At 63.7% G+C, this 15,515-nt stretch carries 19 protein-coding genes and 1 pseudogene; 14 read left to right on the top strand and 6 right to left on the bottom strand.

From position 1 onward, the window contains the following. The first annotated feature begins 107 nt into the window (after window positions 1-107). The 11 genes from EJ073_RS03770 (at window position 108) to EJ073_RS03720 (ending at window position 8,200) form a co-directional block, all read left to right on the top strand. Window positions 108-464, top strand: coding sequence for a hypothetical protein (locus EJ073_RS03770; RefSeq protein WP_126054511.1), 357 nt, complete (start codon window positions 108-110; stop codon window positions 462-464). A 120-nt stretch (window positions 465-584) separates the two neighbouring features. After that, complete coding sequence (locus EJ073_RS03765) at window positions 585-1,505, top strand: DMT family transporter (RefSeq protein ID WP_126054510.1); 921 nt, start codon at window positions 585-587, stop codon at window positions 1,503-1,505. Window positions 1,506-1,561: 56 nt separating this feature from the next. Then, the gene (gene mobA, locus EJ073_RS03760) at window positions 1,562-2,188 is read left to right on the top strand and encodes a molybdenum cofactor guanylyltransferase MobA (protein WP_126054509.1); all 627 of its coding nucleotides are present in this window, start codon (window positions 1,562-1,564) and stop codon (window positions 2,186-2,188) included. Then, window positions 2,185-2,694 (top strand): molybdopterin-guanine dinucleotide biosynthesis protein B, encoded by a 510-nt coding sequence (mobB, locus tag EJ073_RS03755; RefSeq protein WP_126054508.1) that lies wholly within the window; start codon window positions 2,185-2,187, stop codon window positions 2,692-2,694. Before mobA ends, mobB begins: the two co-directional genes overlap by 4 nt. 211 nt (window positions 2,695-2,905) lie before the next feature. Further along, complete coding sequence (locus EJ073_RS03750) at window positions 2,906-3,688, top strand: ABC transporter substrate-binding protein (protein ID WP_126054507.1); 783 nt, start codon at window positions 2,906-2,908, stop codon at window positions 3,686-3,688. A gap of 122 nt (window positions 3,689-3,810) precedes the next feature. After that, window positions 3,811-4,524 carry an ABC transporter permease gene (locus EJ073_RS03745; protein ID WP_126054506.1) on the top strand — a complete coding sequence of 238 codons (714 nt, stop codon included), beginning with the start codon at window positions 3,811-3,813 and terminating at the stop codon, window positions 4,522-4,524. Continuing rightward, a complete protein-coding gene (locus EJ073_RS03740) occupies window positions 4,521-5,351 on the top strand; it encodes an ABC transporter permease (protein ID WP_126054505.1) in 831 nt (276 codons plus the stop codon). Before EJ073_RS03745 ends, EJ073_RS03740 begins: the two co-directional genes overlap by 4 nt. Window positions 5,352-5,464: 113 nt before the next feature. Then, a complete protein-coding gene (locus EJ073_RS03735) occupies window positions 5,465-6,334 on the top strand; it encodes an NAD(P)-dependent oxidoreductase (RefSeq protein WP_126054504.1) in 870 nt (289 codons plus the stop codon). 7 nt (window positions 6,335-6,341) lie between these two features. Further along, window positions 6,342-7,046 (top strand): DNA alkylation repair protein, encoded by a 705-nt coding sequence (locus EJ073_RS03730; RefSeq protein WP_126054503.1) that lies wholly within the window; start codon window positions 6,342-6,344, stop codon window positions 7,044-7,046. Beyond that, complete coding sequence (locus tag EJ073_RS03725; RefSeq protein WP_126054502.1) at window positions 7,006-7,584, top strand: GNAT family N-acetyltransferase; 579 nt, start codon at window positions 7,006-7,008, stop codon at window positions 7,582-7,584. The genes EJ073_RS03730 and EJ073_RS03725 overlap by 41 nt, the downstream gene beginning before the upstream one ends. 46 nt (window positions 7,585-7,630) lie before the next feature. Continuing rightward, window positions 7,631-8,200 (top strand): DUF3299 domain-containing protein, encoded by a 570-nt coding sequence (locus EJ073_RS03720; RefSeq protein WP_126054501.1) that lies wholly within the window; start codon window positions 7,631-7,633, stop codon window positions 8,198-8,200. Window positions 8,201-8,252: 52 nt separating this feature from the next. On the opposite strand, the gene EJ073_RS03715 is transcribed toward EJ073_RS03720, so the two are convergent. From EJ073_RS03715 to EJ073_RS03700, 4 genes and pseudogenes are all read right to left on the bottom strand, one after another. After that, the gene (locus tag EJ073_RS03715) at window positions 8,253-8,744 is read right to left on the bottom strand and encodes an Lrp/AsnC family transcriptional regulator (protein WP_126054500.1); all 492 of its coding nucleotides are present in this window, start codon (window positions 8,742-8,744) and stop codon (window positions 8,253-8,255) included. Window positions 8,745-8,889: 145 nt separating this feature from the next. Then, window positions 8,890-9,575 (bottom strand): annotated as a pseudogene (locus EJ073_RS03710) (uracil-DNA glycosylase family protein). Beyond that, the gene (locus tag EJ073_RS03705) at window positions 9,515-10,126 is read right to left on the bottom strand and encodes a glutathione S-transferase (protein ID WP_126054498.1); all 612 of its coding nucleotides are present in this window, start codon (window positions 10,124-10,126) and stop codon (window positions 9,515-9,517) included. The pseudogene EJ073_RS03710 and the gene EJ073_RS03705 overlap by 61 nt, the downstream one beginning before the upstream one ends. Window positions 10,127-10,156: 30 nt before the next feature. After that, complete coding sequence (locus tag EJ073_RS03700) at window positions 10,157-10,780, bottom strand: thermonuclease family protein (RefSeq protein WP_126054497.1); 624 nt, start codon at window positions 10,778-10,780, stop codon at window positions 10,157-10,159. A 75-nt stretch (window positions 10,781-10,855) separates the two neighbouring features. Here EJ073_RS03700 and EJ073_RS03695 point away from each other — a divergent pair, with 75 nt between their 5' ends. Further along, window positions 10,856-12,376: an ATP-binding protein gene (locus tag EJ073_RS03695; protein ID WP_126054496.1), complete on the top strand. Its 1,521-nt coding sequence runs from the start codon at window positions 10,856-10,858 to the stop codon at window positions 12,374-12,376. A gap of 1 nt (window position 12,377) precedes the next feature. On the opposite strand, the gene EJ073_RS03690 is transcribed toward EJ073_RS03695, so the two are convergent. Further along, window positions 12,378-13,376 (bottom strand): nicotinate-nucleotide--dimethylbenzimidazole phosphoribosyltransferase, encoded by a 999-nt coding sequence (locus tag EJ073_RS03690; RefSeq protein ID WP_126054495.1) that lies wholly within the window; start codon window positions 13,374-13,376, stop codon window positions 12,378-12,380. 162 nt (window positions 13,377-13,538) lie between these two features. On the opposite strand from EJ073_RS03690, the gene EJ073_RS03685 reads away from it, so the two are divergent. Continuing rightward, window positions 13,539-13,772 carry a DUF1289 domain-containing protein gene (locus EJ073_RS03685; RefSeq protein ID WP_126054494.1) on the top strand — a complete coding sequence of 78 codons (234 nt, stop codon included), beginning with the start codon at window positions 13,539-13,541 and terminating at the stop codon, window positions 13,770-13,772. Between the two features lie 13 nt (window positions 13,773-13,785). After that, window positions 13,786-14,490, top strand: a complete 705-nt coding sequence (locus EJ073_RS03680) for a TIGR02281 family clan AA aspartic protease (RefSeq protein ID WP_126054493.1) — start codon at window positions 13,786-13,788, stop codon at window positions 14,488-14,490. 6 nt (window positions 14,491-14,496) lie between these two features. Here the strand turns inward: EJ073_RS03680 and dusA are convergent, their stop codons facing one another. Beyond that, the gene (dusA, locus tag EJ073_RS03675; protein ID WP_126054492.1) at window positions 14,497-15,492 is read right to left on the bottom strand and encodes a tRNA dihydrouridine(20/20a) synthase DusA; all 996 of its coding nucleotides are present in this window, start codon (window positions 15,490-15,492) and stop codon (window positions 14,497-14,499) included. Between the last annotated feature and the right edge of the window lie 23 nt (window positions 15,493-15,515).

The raw sequence follows: 15,515 nt of genomic DNA, 5'->3' as shown, positions 1-15,515 counted from the left end.
ACCACGGAATAATCCTTGTCCGCTAAAGGGCAGCGGATTTACCGACTCGATGTTCCAGCCTAGCCTTCGCGTGGACGTGATTTTGTCACTCACAGGGGGAATACAACATGCGCAAATTCATTGTTGCCCTTGCAATGCTCGGCTTTGCCGCGGCACCGGCGGCGGCGCAGTCGATCGGCGGCAAATATACAGTCGCAGGCACCAATTTCGACGGCTCCGCCTATGGCGGCGAAGCGACTATCACGCTGACCAGCGAGACGACCTGCACCATCCATTGGGAAACCGGCGGTTCGTCGTCCGACGGCATCTGCATGCGCAACGACAATGCTTTCTCCGCCGGCTATGTGATGGGCAAGGAGATCGGCCTCGTCGTCTATAAGGTCGAGGAAGACGGCTCGCTGCACGGCCTCTGGACCATCGCCGGCAAGGAAGGCAGCGGCACCGAAGTGCTGACGCCGAAGTAAGTCCTTCGCCTTCGCGCGGATCTTTGCGGGCCACGGCGAAAGGCTGTGGCCCAGTGCTTTGACGTTGCTGTTTTGCGGCTCGCTGATAGAGGCTGATCCAAAGCACAACCGGTGACGCCCTTGCCCCTTTCGCCAAACCTGCGCGGCGCGCTGTTCATGATGGTGGCCATGGTCGGCTTCACCCTCAACGACGCGATCACCAAATTCTCCTCCGAATCGATGAACATGGCGCAGGTCATGCTGATCCGGGGGGCCTTCGCCTCGCTGTTCGTCGGCCTGCTTGCCTGGCAGCGCGGCGCGCTGGCCGCACCACGCTCGATGCTGCAGCCGATGGTGGCTATGCGCGTGGCCGGCGAAGCCGGCGCAACGGTCTCGTTCCTGGTCGCGCTGGCGCATCTGCCGATCGCCAATGTCTCGGCGGTGCTGCAGGCGCTGCCGCTGGCGGTTACGATGGCCGCGGCGCTGTTCTTCAACGAGGGTGTCGGCTGGCGGCGCTGGCTGGCGATCGCCGTCGGCTTTGCCGGCGTGCTGGTTATCGTGCGGCCGGGCTTCGAAGGCTTCAGCATCTATTCGCTGCTGGCGCTGGCGAGTGTCGCCTGCTGCGCGGTGCGCGATCTCTCCACCAGGCGCATCCCGCAAGCGATCCCGACGCTTCTGGTATCGACCGCCACGGCGCTGGCCATGACGGTGCTGGGCGCTGCGCTGCTTGCGCCGATGGGCGGCTGGACGCCGATGAGCGGCAAGGCCACGGCGCTGCTGGCGCTGGCCGCAGTGCTGGTGCTGATCGGCTACCAATTTATCATCATGGCGATGCGCTCCGGCGACATCTCCTTCATTGCGCCGTTCCGCTACACCGCCCTGCTCTGGTCGATCCTGCTCGGCCTCGTCATCTTCGGCGATGTCCCCGACCTGCCGATGATCGTCGGCGCCGCCATCATCGTCGGCTCCGGCCTCTACGCGCTCTACCGCGAGCGCATCGTCGGCCGACGGCAGACCGCCGCCGAAAGCGCTGGACCTGACATGGCGCCGGACGGCATATAGGCCAGCCCCAAGGATCGCCGAGACTTTGCGATCCGGCAGCTAGAAGACAGCGCACGATGGACCAGAACATAGCGGGCATCATCCTGGCCGGCGGCCAGTCACGGCGCATGGGCGGCGGCGACAAGACCCTGCTTGTGCTCGGCGGCCGCAGCCTGCTCGACCACGTCGTGGCGCGCCTCGTTCCACAGGTCGGGCCGCTGGCGCTGAGCGCCAACGGCGATCCGGCGCGCTTCGCCCGGTTCGGGCTGCCGGTGCTTGCCGATACGGTGGAAGGCCACGCCGGGCCGCTTGCCGGGATACTGACCGGCATCGAGTGGGCGTCGATCGCCTGCGATGCCGTCGTCACTGTCGCCGGCGACACGCCTTTTTTCCCGAAAGATCTGATCGAGCGGCTGGCTACGGCCGCCGCCACAAAGCCCGGAGCGATCACTGTCGCCAGCTCCGGCGGCAGGCGGCATCCGACATTTGCGCTCTGGCCGCTTGGCCTGCATGACGCCTTGCGCCGGTTCCTGGTCGACGAGGACAACCGGCGGGTCTCCGCCTTCATCGACCGGCACGACGTCGTCGACGTGGAGTTTCCAATGATGGCGTCGGGCGGGCAGCAGATCGACCCGTTCTTCAACATCAACATGCCGGACGATCTTGCGATCGCCGAGCGACTGCTGCAGAGCATCGAGGAATGAACAGGCGCGTTTTTGGCATCACCGGCTGGAAGAACTCCGGCAAGACGACACTGACCGAGAAGCTGGTCGCCGAATTGGTGCGGCGCGGCTGGACGGTCTCGACGGTCAAGCACGCCCATCATGATTTCGACATCGACAAGCCTGGCGCGGACTCCTTTCGCCACCGCGAGGCCGGCGCCACCGAGGTCGCGGTCGTATCGGGCCGACGCTGGGCGCTGATGCACGAATTGCGCGATGAGGATGAGCCGACGCTGGAGGCGATCCTGGCGCGGCTGGCGCTATCCGACATCGTGCTGGTCGAAGGCTACAAGCGCGAGGCGCACAAGAAGATCGAGACGCGCCGCCTTGAGGCCAAGGACAGGACGCCGCTGTCAGTCAATGATCCAAACATCGTCGCCATCGCCGCGGACTTCGCTGCCGAAGGCGGGAGCCTGCCGGTCTTCGATCTCGACGACGTCAAATCGATAGCCGACTTCGTCGAAAGCGTCTCGGGCTTGGGGCGCTGAGCGCGCCGGCGAAACAGCTTTCAGCCGCCGCTAAACTTGTTCCCGACCTCTAACCTTGCGTCATCTTTGGCCGGGAATGCAAATCCCCAGAGCCATTGTTTTGCAGTTGCTTTTTTCGGGGAAAGAGTGGGAGTATCGCCACCAGCGGGCGGTCAAAAGCACCGCTCACAGAGCCGCATGGAACAGCGGCCGGATACATGAGAGGATTATCATGCGTATTGCACTGCGTATTGCGCTCGCCGCTTCGGCCGCGCTGCTGACGCTTGGCGTTGCCCAGGCTCAGGAAAAGACCCTGCGAATCGGCACTGAAGGCGCCTATCCGCCCTTCAACAATCTGACCGCCGACGGCCAGCTCGTTGGTTTCGACGTCGATATCGCCAAGGCGCTCTGCGACGAGATGAAGGTCAAGTGCACCTTCGTCGCCCAGGACTGGGACGGCATCATCCCGGCGCTGCAGGCCGGCAAGTTCGACGCCATCATCGCCTCGATGTCGATCACGCCCGAGCGCGCCGAAAAGGTCGATTTCACCCACAAATACTACAACACACCGCCGGCGATCGTCGCGCCGAAAGACAGCGACATCAAGGGCGTGAACAAGGAAGACCTGGCCGGCAAGACGATCGGCGTGCAGGCCGCGACCACGCATTTCAACTACGCGAGCAAGACTTACACCGACAGCACGGTCAAGCCCTATCCGACCGCGCAGGAATACCAGCTCGATCTCGCCAATGGCCGCCTCGATGCCGCTAATGACGACATCGTCGTGCTGCAGCAGTGGCTGGATTCGCCTGACGGCGCCTGCTGCAAGCTGGTCGGGGCGATCAAGCCGGTGGTCGAGATCCATGGTCCGGGCGCCGGCATTGCCGTGCGCAAGGGCGAGACCGACCTGGTCAACAAGTTCAATGCCGCGATCGACGCCATTCGGGCCAACGGAAAATACAAGGAAATCAACGACAAGTACTTCAAGTTCGACGTCTACGGCGGCGATTCCTGATCCGCCAGGGTTGACGACAGGAACGGCGGGATTTTCCCGCCGTTCCTGCAAATGCAGGTCGGGCGCGAGGGGTGCTGCGGCATGGCTCTCAAAAGAGCGAATGTGGGAGAATAGGCGAGCGGATGCTGAGCGTATGGACGCTTCTCAGTTGGGGACCCGATGGCTGGCTTGACGACATCGTCTCTGGTGCTGCTGTCACGGTTCTTCTGGCCCTCGCAACGCTTCCAATCGGATTGACGATCGGCTTTTTTGTAGCGCTGGGAAAACAATCCGAGGAACCCTCGCTGCGCATTGCCGCCAACATCTACACGACGATCTTCCGTGGATTGCCCGAACTGGTGACGCTGTTTCTGTTTTTTTTCGGCGGCCCGCTGATCCTGCAATATCTCATCAGACTGGTAAGGCCCGAGGCGACAATCGATGTTAACGCCTTCGTCGCTGGCATGATCGTGCTTGCCATCATCTTTTCGGCTTACGCCAGCGAGGTTTTCCTTTCAGCGTTCCGGGCCATCCCAAAGGGCCAATATGAGGGTGGCTACGCAGTTGGCCTTTCATACGGGCAAACGATGCGCAAAGTGATTTTGCCGCAACTGGTTCGCATCGCCTTTCCGGGCCTGGAGAATTGCTGGCTGAGCCTGCTCAAGGACACGTCGCTGGTGTCAGTGGTCGGTTTGGCAGAAACGCTCCGTCAAGCTGGCGTGGCCGCACGCGTCACCAAACACACATTCCTGTTCTTCAGTGTGGCCGCCGTGGTATTTCTTATCTTGGCGGTCATTTCATCCCTCGCCACCGGCGCCATACAGCGCTCGCTTGCCCAGCGGGAGGTACGGCGATGAGCGTTGCGGCCGACGCCAAAAGCGTTGTGGAACGGCCTCCCCCGCGAGCACGTGGCTGGCCGCGCTCCCGAATTGTCGGCTACGTGCTGATAGGCCTCTGGATTGCCGCTGGCGGCGGCATTGTCGCCTATCTGGCTCTCGCCTGGAACAGCGAACTCTTTGCCAAGTACGGCCCTAGCTACCTACAAGGGCTGGGTGTGACGCTTTCGCTGGTTGGCATTTCGATTGTCCTTGGCGCCATACTGTCACTTCCGGTCGCCTATGCGCGCATGTCGAAGAACCGCATCCTGTCCGGTCTTGCCTATTGTTACGTCTATTTCTTTCGCGGAACGCCGCTGCTCGTGCAGACCTTTCTGGTCTATTACGGGGTCGGCTCGTTCAAACCACAACTCGAAATGGTTGGGCTGTGGGGCTTTTTCCGTGAGGCGTTCAACTGTGGCGTCTTTGCATTTGCCCTCAACACGGCCGCCTATCAGGCCGAAATCCTGCGCGGCGCCATCGAAAGCGTGCCGAAAGGCCAATGGGAGGGTGCTGCTTCACTCGGCCTGCACAAATTGCAGACGTTGTGGAAGATCATCCTGCCGCAGGCAATGGTGGTCGCGCTGCGGCCGTATGGCAACGAGCTTATCCTGATGATCAAAGCGTCCGCGATCGTCGCCATCATCACCGTGTACGACCTGATGGGCATGGCAAAACTGACCTACTCCCGCACCTTCGATATTCAGGCCTATATCTGGGTCGCCGTCGTGTATCTGGTGATGGTCGAGGTGCTGCGTCACGCGATCGAATGGATCGAACGCCGGATCACCATTCACCTTAAGCGCTGACCGAAACCGCCTTTCTGCACCAGTCGTTGGAGCGTCCCCGCGTCTTGACGTATTCGCCGCATGGCCTAGAGCTTGCGCCAGCAAAATCTGGTTCCCGTTTGGAAGGCAAGCCCATGGCATTGGTGGCATTTCTCGGTCTTGGCGTCATGGGTTATCCGATGGCCGGGCACCTCAGGAGCAAGGGCGGCCACGACGTCACCGTCTACAACCGCACTGTTGCCAAGGCCGTGCAATGGGTCGGCCAGCATGGCGGCCACTTCGCGGCGACGCCGGCGGAAGCCGCCGAAGGCAAGGACTTCGTCTTCTCCTGCGTCGGCAATGACGACGATCTACGCTCGGTGACGATTGGCGCCGACGGCGCTTTCCAATCGATGAAGAAGGGCGCGGTCTATATCGACAACACCACTGCCTCCGCCGAAGTCGCCCGCGAGCTTTCGGAGAAGGCGCAGGCGCTCGGGTTCTCCTTCCTCGATGCGCCGGTTTCCGGCGGCCAGGCCGGCGCTGAGAACGGCGTGCTCACTGTGATGGTGGGCGGCGAGCAAGCAGCTTTCGACCGGGCCAAACCGGTGATCGATGCTTTTGCCCGCATGGTCGGGCTGATGGGGCCGTCGGGTGCCGGCCAGCTCACCAAGATGATCAACCAGATCTGCATTGCAGGGCTCGTCCAGGGATTGGCCGAAGGCATCCATTTTGGCAAGAAGGCCGGGCTCGACATCGAGAAGGTGATCGAGGTGATCTCCAAGGGTGCGGCCGGCTCCTGGCAGATGGAAAACCGCCACAAGACGATGAATGCCGGTAAATATGATTTCGGTTTCGCTGTCGACTGGATGCGCAAGGATCTCGGCATTTGCCTGGCGGAGGCCGACCGCAACGGCGCCAAGCTGCCGGTGACGGCGCTCGTCGACCAATTCTACAAGGATGTGCAGGCGATGGGCGGTCGGCGCTGGGACACCTCTTCCCTGCTGGCTCGTCTGGAGAAATAGGGGCGCCATGGCCGAGCTTTCGCCCCAATCGAGCGCCGACGAAATCGTCGCTTATCTGCGCTCGATCGGCTCGGAGGAAAATCGCCGCGGCATGTTGCGCTACGGCATCAAGATCGAGCGCGCGCTGGGTATTCCGCACGGCGTGCAGCGGCAGATCGCCAAGAAGATCAAGCGCAACCATGAACGTGCCTTCGAACTCTGGCAGACCGGTATCATGGAAGCGCAGTTCATCGCTTCCGTCACCGCCGACCCGAAGCGGTTTTCCGCTGCGGATGCAAGGCAATGGGCGGCGTCCTTCGATTCCTGGGATATCGTCGACGGCGTCTCCGACCTGTTCGTCGACACGGACGCCTGGAAGGAACTGATCGAAGAGTTCGCGGCCGACGAGCGGGAGTTCGTTCGACGCACGGCCTTTGCCATGATGGCCTGGTCTGTCGTCCACCGGAAGCAAGAGCCGGTCGCGACCTTCCTCGGCTTCCTGCCAATCATCGAGGCGCATGCCGCCGACAGCCGCAATTTCGTGAGGAAGGCTGTGAACTGGGCGCTTCGTTCGATCGGCAAGCGTTCGGTGGAAATGCACGGCGCTGCCCTTGCCGTGGCCGAACGCCTGGCGCAGTCGACCGACAAGACGGCGCGCTGGATTGGCAAGGACGCAGTGAAGGAACTGACCAATGCCAAGACGATCGAGCGGATCGCCGCCAGGAAAGGCTGACGGCGCCGAAATCCGCTTCGCGGAGGTGACGCGCTCGACCCGCGCGGATTTCGAGGAACTTTTCGAACAGCCGGGCGCGCCGAAATATTGCTGGTGCATGGCCTGGCGCCATTCCAGCCGCGAGCACGTCCGGAACGCCGAGAAGAAGCGCATGATGATGGGGCTGATCGAGGCCGGGACGCCCGTTGGCATCGTCGCTGAAGTCGACGGCAAGCCGGTCGGCTGGTGCTCGGTCGCGCCGCGCGAGACCTATCGCAGGCTTTCAAAACTGCAGGAAGACAGCGAGACGGGCGTCTGGTCGATCGTCTGCTTCTACGTGCCGAGGGCCCTGCGCGGCGGCGGGCTCGCGGCGGCGCTGCTCGACGCGGCGATTGACCATGCCTTTGACAGGGGCGCGCGCGTGATCGAGGCCTATCCGGTCGACCAGGCAGCGCCAAGCTACCGCTTCATGGGTTTTCGCGACATGTTCCTGGTGCGAGGCTTCCACGAGATCGGCACCGCGGGCTCGCGCCGGCATGTGATGCGGCTCGAGCGTTGACGCCGTGGACGGCGGCGTCTTTACTCAGGTGCAAAGGAAGCAGCCAATGAGCAAGCATCTCAAATCAACCATCGCGCTCTCCGCTGCTTTGCTTGTATCCATTGCCGCCGATGCATCGGCCGAGACCGCGCATATCTTCTGGAAGGACCTGCGGCCGGCGACGCAGGCGATCGCCGAAGACGCCAACATGCCGATGATCGCGGCAAAACTGCCGGACCACGGCGAGACGCTGTCCATCAATCTCCAGGACAAGACGATTCGATTAGCCGGCTATGCATTGCCTGTCGATCGCGAGGGCGACCTCGTCTACCAGTTCCTGCTGGTGCCGTGGACGGGCGCCTGCAGCCATATGCCGACGCCGCCGCCCAACCAGATCGTTTTGGTCACGCCGGCCCATCCCTACAGGATGTCTGAGGCCTATGAGCCAGTCTCCGTCACCGGCGTGCTGAAACCTGGAATGGAGAAAAGCCAGCTCTTCATCCTCGACGGCGTCTCGATCATCCAGTCGGGCTACACGGTGCCCAAGGCCGACGTGGCAAGTGTCGACAATGTACCGGACGCAGTCACCTTGCCGATCAACTCGCCCTGGAGTTTTCTCAACAAAAAGAAGAACTAGGTAGAGGCAGCGTGCGTATGACCTTTCCGGAGGAAGGCCACGCGTGAGCAGCTCAAGCCGCGTTGGCGCCGGCTTCCTTGTCCAGCACCATGTAATCCAGCGGGATCTCGGTCGTGTACTTGATCTGCTCCATGGCGAAGGACGACGAGACATCGCGGATCTCGATCTTGGCGATCAGCCGCTTGTAGAAGGCGTCGTAGGCGGCAATGTCGGGCACCACGACGCGCAGCAGATAGTCGACGTCGCCGCTCATGCGGTAGAACTCGACCACTTCCGGAAATTCCTGGATGACTTCGGAGAAGCGCCGCAGCCATTCATGGCTGTGCGAATTGGTGCGGATCGACACGAAGACGGTGACGCGCACATTGACCTTCTCATGGTCGAGGATGGCGACGCGCCGCTTGATGACGCCCTCCTCCTCGAGCTTCTGGATGCGCCGCCAGCACGGCGTGGTCGACAGGCCGACTTTCTTGGCGACATCGGCGACCGCTAATGTCGCGTCCTCCTGCAGGAGGCGTAGAATTTTTCGGTCAAGCCGGTCCATCGGATACTCCCAGTGTGCATGTCGCCCAATTTGTGTGGCGTGCGCCTTTGAGGAATGATTTGGCTATGATCCCTTTTATCCCGGCCTTTCACAAGAAAGAAATTCTGCCAAGCGTGAGAAAAGCGGGTGATTTCTTGCTTCATGCCTAACCAAGGCGATAGCGGATTTCCGACCTCAGAAAGGGCAGCAAATCCATTTCAAACCATGGATTCTTCTTCAGCCAGCCGGTGTTGCGCCACGACGGATGCGGCAGCGGCAGCACTCTCGGGCGGGCGGGCGCCTCCCATATCGCGCGCCAGTTCCTGACGGTTTCCGTCAACGATGACTGACGCGCGGCACCCATGTGCCAGGACTGCGCGTACATGCCGATCGTCAGCACCAGATCGATCTGCGGCATCAGCGCCATCAGTTCGGCGCGCCAGGCAGGCGCGCATTCGCGACGCGGCGGCAGGTCGGCGCCCTTCGCATCTTGGCCGGGGAAGCAAAAACCCATCGGCACGATGGCGAATTTTTCGGTGTCGTAGAATTCCTCGCTGGTTACATCCAGCCAGCTACGCAGCCGATCGCCGGAGGCATCGGTGAACGGCATGCCCGAGAGGTGGACCTTGCTGCCCGGCGCCTGGCTTGCAAGCAGGATACGCGCCGTCGACGACGGGCGTAGCACCGGGCGCGGCTCATGCGGCAAAGGCCGGCCGAGCGGCTTCTCCACACAGATGCGGCAGGCGCGAACCCTGGCCGTCAGTCTCTCCAGCGCTTCGCTCATCCCGGGCTCAGGCGGCCGCACTCGGTCGGCTGGAGATCGCCGCATGCCAGCGCAGCACATTGGTGCATTCCTCCGGCACCCTGATGCGTGCCGGCTTCATGAAATCGATGGCGATCAACCCGGTGATGTCGGCGATCGAATAGGCATCACCGGCGGCGAACTCTCGGCCCGCCAATTCGTCGTCGAGCAGCTTCAGAAATTCGACCGCCTTGGGTTTGTTGGCCTCGCCCCATTCGGGTATTTGGGGGATTTCCCATTCTTTCATCGCGGGATGGATGTGACGAAAAGCCTGCGCGACGCAGCTGAGGAGGTTCAGTTCCATGCGTCTTTGCCACATCTCGACCCTCGCCTTGCCGAGCGCGTCTTGCCCGAACAGAGGCGGCTCCGGATACAGCTCCTCGAAATAGCGGCAGATGGCGACGGATTCGGTGATGATGGTGCCGTCGTCGAGTTCGAGCACCGGCAGGCGCTGCAGCAGGTTGCGCGAGCTGACGGCCTGCTTCTTATGCTCCAGCGCGCCCATGTCGATAGGCACTAGCGGCACCTCGATCCCTTTTTCGGCGAGGAAAACCCGCACCCTGCGCGGATTGGGCGCACGGCCACCGTCGAACAGCTTCATTCTCATCCTCCCAAATCCTGCTCGCTCCCTTTACCGGAAACTGAAAAACGCGCGCAAGGCATCGCCGATCGACGCCAGCGTGCCATGCTTCCTTTCGACCAGCCCGTGGCCGTGGGTATCGCGCCAGTCCTGCGGTTCGTCGAACGTGCCAGCCCAGATGCCGGCCTTGCCGACGCGGGCGCCGGCCTCTTCGGTCTCGAAATCGCCATAGGCGACGGCCCAGCCAGCCTCGACCTGGGCGCGATTGAGGTCGATGCCGCTTGCCTTGCAGTATCCAAGCAGCCGGCCGTAGCGGTCGTGCTGCCAGCCACTGCAGGAGACGGGACGGCCGGCGATCAGCCTGACCAGCGATTGCCTCGCGAGCCTGCCGCAGGGATAGTCGGCGCCATCCTTGCGGCAGGTCTGCTGATATTCCGGCGCGTCGATGCCGCGCATGCGGATGCGCTCGGCGCCAAGCGTGATCGAATCGCCGTCATTGACGATGGCCGCGCCCTCGGCCTTGCGCGTCTCGAAGCGGTCGAGGCGGGCCGCGAGCAGGATCAGCAGACCGAGCAGAACGATGGTCAGGCAATAGTCGAAAAGCCGCCGCCACAGGCTGCGAGGCGGCTGCGGGGCGTATCGCCGGCGCGGCCTCGGCGACCAGGAACGGCTCATATGGCAAACAGTCTCTTAATCATTCGAACGTAGCTTAACGAATTGAAATCGCTGCGCGCAGAAATTGAAGTTTGCATGCCTTTGCTACGCTCGAACACAGCGGACAAATTCATTGTGGACCGCAGGAAACCGCATCGCAACAGCGATGTGGCGCGCGCGGTGCGCAGAACCCGTGACCGTCTTTCGCAGCAGGCCGGCAGCCTCGACTTCGACCGCGAGCTCCTGAAGCTGCATGCCCGCACCATGGTGGTCGGCGCGACCGCCATACCGATCCTGGTGCTGGCGATCGCCGCGACCGGCCTGCTGGCCGGCCTCGACAAGAAGATCGGCATCTGGGCGCTGTTCACCCTGCTTTGCTACACGATTGTTGCCTTCATGGCGCGGCGCGTCGAGCGGACCGAAGCGTCCCAGATCGATCCGTCGCAGGCGCGGCGCGATTTCCTCATCGGGCATTTCCTGTGCGGCCTTGGCTGGGCCTGGTTCGCCTGGTTCGGCTGCGACACCTGCCAGATCGATCAGTTCCAGGTGATCAAGGCGATGGTGCTTCTGGTCGCCATGGCGGCGACCGCGGTGATGGCATCCTCGCTGGGCGGCGCGCTGCTGGCGACCTTCGCCATTCCCGTCGCTGTCTATGCCTATGCCGGATCGCGGCTGTGGCTGCCGATCGAGGTTATCATGGCCGCGCTGCTGGTCGCCGCCCTGCCCTTCTTCGCCTACGTCGCGCGCCATCTCAACCAGGCCTCGCTGATGCTGATGTCATTCCGTTCAGAGAAGGATGCGCTGATCGCGGAGGTGGAAACGGCGAAATCGATGTCGGACGAGGCGCGGCGTCGGGCCGAGGATGCCAATCTGGCCAAGTCGCGCTTCCTCGCGTCGATGAGCCACGAGCTCAGGACCCCGCTCAACGCCATCCTCGGCTTTTCCGAAGTGATGGCCAATGAAGTGCTCGGGCCGATGAACAATCCCACCTATCGCGACTATGCCCATGACGTGCACGAGTCCGGCCAGCACCTGCTCGACCTGATCAACGAAATCCTCGACCTGTCGCGCATCGAGGCGGGCCGCTACCAGCTCAACGAGGAGCCGGTGATGCTGCTCAACATCGCCGAGGACTGCTGCCACATGATGGAGCTGCGGGCGCGCAACAAGGATATCCGCGTCATCCAGGATTTCGAAACCACCTTGCCGAGGCTGTTCGCCGACGAACGCGCGGTGCGGCAGATCGCGCTCAACCTTCTGTCCAACGCCATCAAGTTCACGCCGTCTGGCGGCGAGGTTCGCGTGCGCGTCGGCTGGACCGCCGGTGGCGGGCAGTACATATCAGTCAAGGACAATGGCCCGGGCATTCCGGAGGAAGAGATCCCTGTGGTGCTTTCGGCTTTCGGCCAGGGTTCGATCGCCATCAAGAGCGCCGAGCAAGGCACCGGTCTCGGCCTGCCGATCGTGCAGGGCCTGCTTGCCATGCATGGCGGCGAATTCGAGCTTCACTCCAGGCTGCGCGAGGGCACCGAGGCGATCGCCATCTTCCCGCTCAGCCGGGTGATGGAGGAACTGCCGGCGCTGCCGACCAAGGCGGTGGCATCCCGCAAGAGATAGGTCAGGTTTTGACCGCAGCCGCCATGCCGGAACTGGTGAGTGCCGCCGCCTTGACCAGGCCGGCGACGAGTGCAGCCCCCACCCCTTCGCCATGACCGACGCCGAGATCGAGCAGCGGCCGCAGGCCAAGCCGAGCCGCCACCTTCGCCTGCCCTGGTTCCGGCGACAGGCTGGCAAGCAGGCAATGGTCGAGCGCGGCGGGGCTCACCGCCTGCAGGACAGCGGCCGTCGCGGTCGCCGCATACCCGTCGAGCAGCACCGGGATCTTCTGCATGCGGGCGGCAAGGATGGCGCCAGCGATGGCGGCGAACTCGCGGCCGCCGACACGCCGTAAGGCCTCGAGCGGATCGCTGAGGCTGTCGCCGTGAAAGGCGAGCGCCCGATCGACCACCTCCGCCTTGCGCGCCGTCATCGCCGCGTCAGCGCCCGATCCGGGTCCGACCCAGTCCACGCCAGCGCCGCCGAACAGCGCCGCACACAGGGCGGCAGCGATGGTGGAATTGCCGACGCCGAGATCGCCGAGGCAGATGAGGTCGGCGCCGCCGGCGACCGCTTCCATGCCGAAGGCTATGGTGGCGGCGCAGCCGCGTTCGTCGAGCGCGGCTTCCTCGGTGATGTCTCCGGTCGGAACATCCAGCGCCAGGTCGAAGACCTTGAGGCCGAGGTCGTTGGCGATGCAGACCTGGTTGATCGCCGCTCCCCCGGCCGCGCACAGTTCCACCGCATCGGCGGTCGCCGCCACCGGCCGCGGCGAGACGGCATGACGGGTAACGCCATGGTTACCGGCGAAGATCGCCACCTGGGGCCGCCTGACCGCCGGCGGCGCCTGCCCGCTCCAAGCGGCGAGCCAGGCCGCGATATCCTCGAGGCGGCCAAGCGAGGCCGTAGGCTTTTCGGCCTTGGCAAACAGCGCGCGGATGTGCGCTTCGGCCGCCAGATCGGCCGGCGGCAGATTGGCCAAGAGGTTGCGGAAATCGTCGAAAGGCGATGCGCTGGTCATGCGGACTACATCGTTGCTGAAAGTTGTGAGCGGCATAGACGTCTTGATCCGCCGGCACAATCCTTTCGGTCACTGACGCGAAAACACCAGCGCGCGCCGTATTCCCCAGGGCTTGCATTGGCCTTGGCGTTGCACCATGTGGAAGTAGCGCAAGAGAACATCATGACGGCCATAGAATCTCCGTGCATCCTGGTCTGTTCGATCGACATGAAAACCGGCTACTGTTTCGGCTGCGGCCGCACGCGCGACGAGATTGCTGCCTGGATCGGGATGGCCCCGGAGGTCCGCCGTGCTGTCATGGCCGAGCTGCCGGCTCGGCTGGAAACGGTGGAACGCAGGCCACGGCGGGAAACGCGCCGCGCCCGCATGGCGCGCGAGCGAGACGTGCTGTCGTGAGCGGACAACGCCGATGAACCGCCTGTTCTGGATCCTGATGGTGGTGATCGGCGCCGGCGCGCTGCTGCTGATGCTCAACGATTCGGCCGGCAGCACGTTTGGCGTCGACAACTACGATTTCAGCCGGCTGATCTGGCTCGGCGCGTTCGGCACGCTGATCGGCGCCGGTCTGCTGCGCTCCGGCAGGCCGCTCGGCGACATCGCACGCAATCTCGGCACCTGGGCGGCCATCGTGCTGGCGCTGATCGCCGGCTATCAATACCGCTACGAGCTGCAGGATGTCGCCAGCCGGGTGACGGCGGGCCTGATCCCCGGCAGTCCGCTGGCGCTGGGCGTGGAGGACGGCCACGCCACGGTGACGCTGGACAAGGCCGACAACGGCCATTTCGAAGCGCGCATCCTGGTCAACGGTGCAGCAGTGCGCGCCGTCGTCGACACCGGCGCCACCAGCATCGTGCTGACCGCGGAGGATGCGCAGGCCGCCGGCTTCAATCCAGCCGCGCTCAACTTCACCATATCGGTCTCGACCGCCAACGGCATGGCGCGCGCCGCCGCCGTGAAAACCGACGAAGTGGCGATCGGCGGCATCGTGCGCAAGGACATGGCCGTGATGATCGCCGCGCCCGGCATGCTTGGCCAGAGCCTGCTCGGCATGAACTTCATCGGCTCGCTGTCGGGGTTCGACGTGCGCGGCGACCGCATGGTCCTGCGCGACTGAATGCCCTCAGGCCGCTTCGGCCGCCGTCCCGTTGAGGTCGACAGCGGCAAAGGCAGTCTTCAACACATCCGGTCCGGCGCCCGGCCGTGTTGCGTCCGTCGACAGGATCTGCCGGTAGCGGCGCGCACCCGCCAGCCCGTGGAACAGGCCGACCATGTGGCGCGTCACATGGCCGAGCCGCCCGCCCTTCTCGATATGGCGCGCCGCGTAGGCCGTCATGGCGTCGATCAGTGCGGCATAGTCGAACGCCGCGTACGGCTCGCCGTAGAACATGGCATCGGCACCGGCCAGGATCCCGGGAGTATGGTAGGCGGCGCGGCCGAGCATGGCGCCATCGACATGGCCGAGATGCTCGCGCGCCGCCTCCAGCGATTGAATGCCGCCATTGATGCCGATGAATTCATTAGGCTTTCTGACCTTCAGCCGATAGACCCGGCCATAGTCGAGCGGCGGGATATCGCGGTTTTCCTTCGGGCTGAGCCCCTCCAGCCAGGCCTTGCGCGCATGCACCCACAGCGCGTCGGCGCCGGCCGCGAAAACCCCGTTGGCCAGGGCATCGAGCGCCGGATCCGGATCCTGCTCGTCGACGCCGATGCGGCATTTGACGGTCACGGGGATTGTCACCCTGGCCTTCATTGCCGCGACGCAGTCGGCGACAAGCACGGGCGTCTTCATCAGGCAGGCGCCGAACGTGCCCGACTGGACGCGGTCCGACGGGCAGCCGACATTGAGGTTGATCTCGTCATAGCCGAAGGCCTCACCGACCGCCGCCGCCTCGGCAAGCTTGCCGGGATCGGACCCACCGAGCTGCAGCGCCACCGGATGCTCCGCCTCGTCGAAGCCGAGCAGCCGCTCGCGCGCGCCCTGGATGACCGCGTCGGCTACCACCATCTCGGTATAGAGCAGCGCCCGGCGCGTCAGCTGACGGTGGAAGTACCGGCAATGCCGATCCGTCCAGTCCATCATCGGCGCGATCGCCAGCCGGTTCATCACCTTGCTCATCTCATTCGTTTCCGCGGGCCGCG

The sequence above is a fragment of the Mesorhizobium sp. M4B.F.Ca.ET.058.02.1.1 genome (assembly GCF_003952505.1).
Taxonomy (GTDB): domain Bacteria; phylum Pseudomonadota; class Alphaproteobacteria; order Rhizobiales; family Rhizobiaceae; genus Mesorhizobium.
Note: the sequence above shows the minus strand (reverse complement) of the source record. Positions and strands in the feature narration are given on the sequence as shown.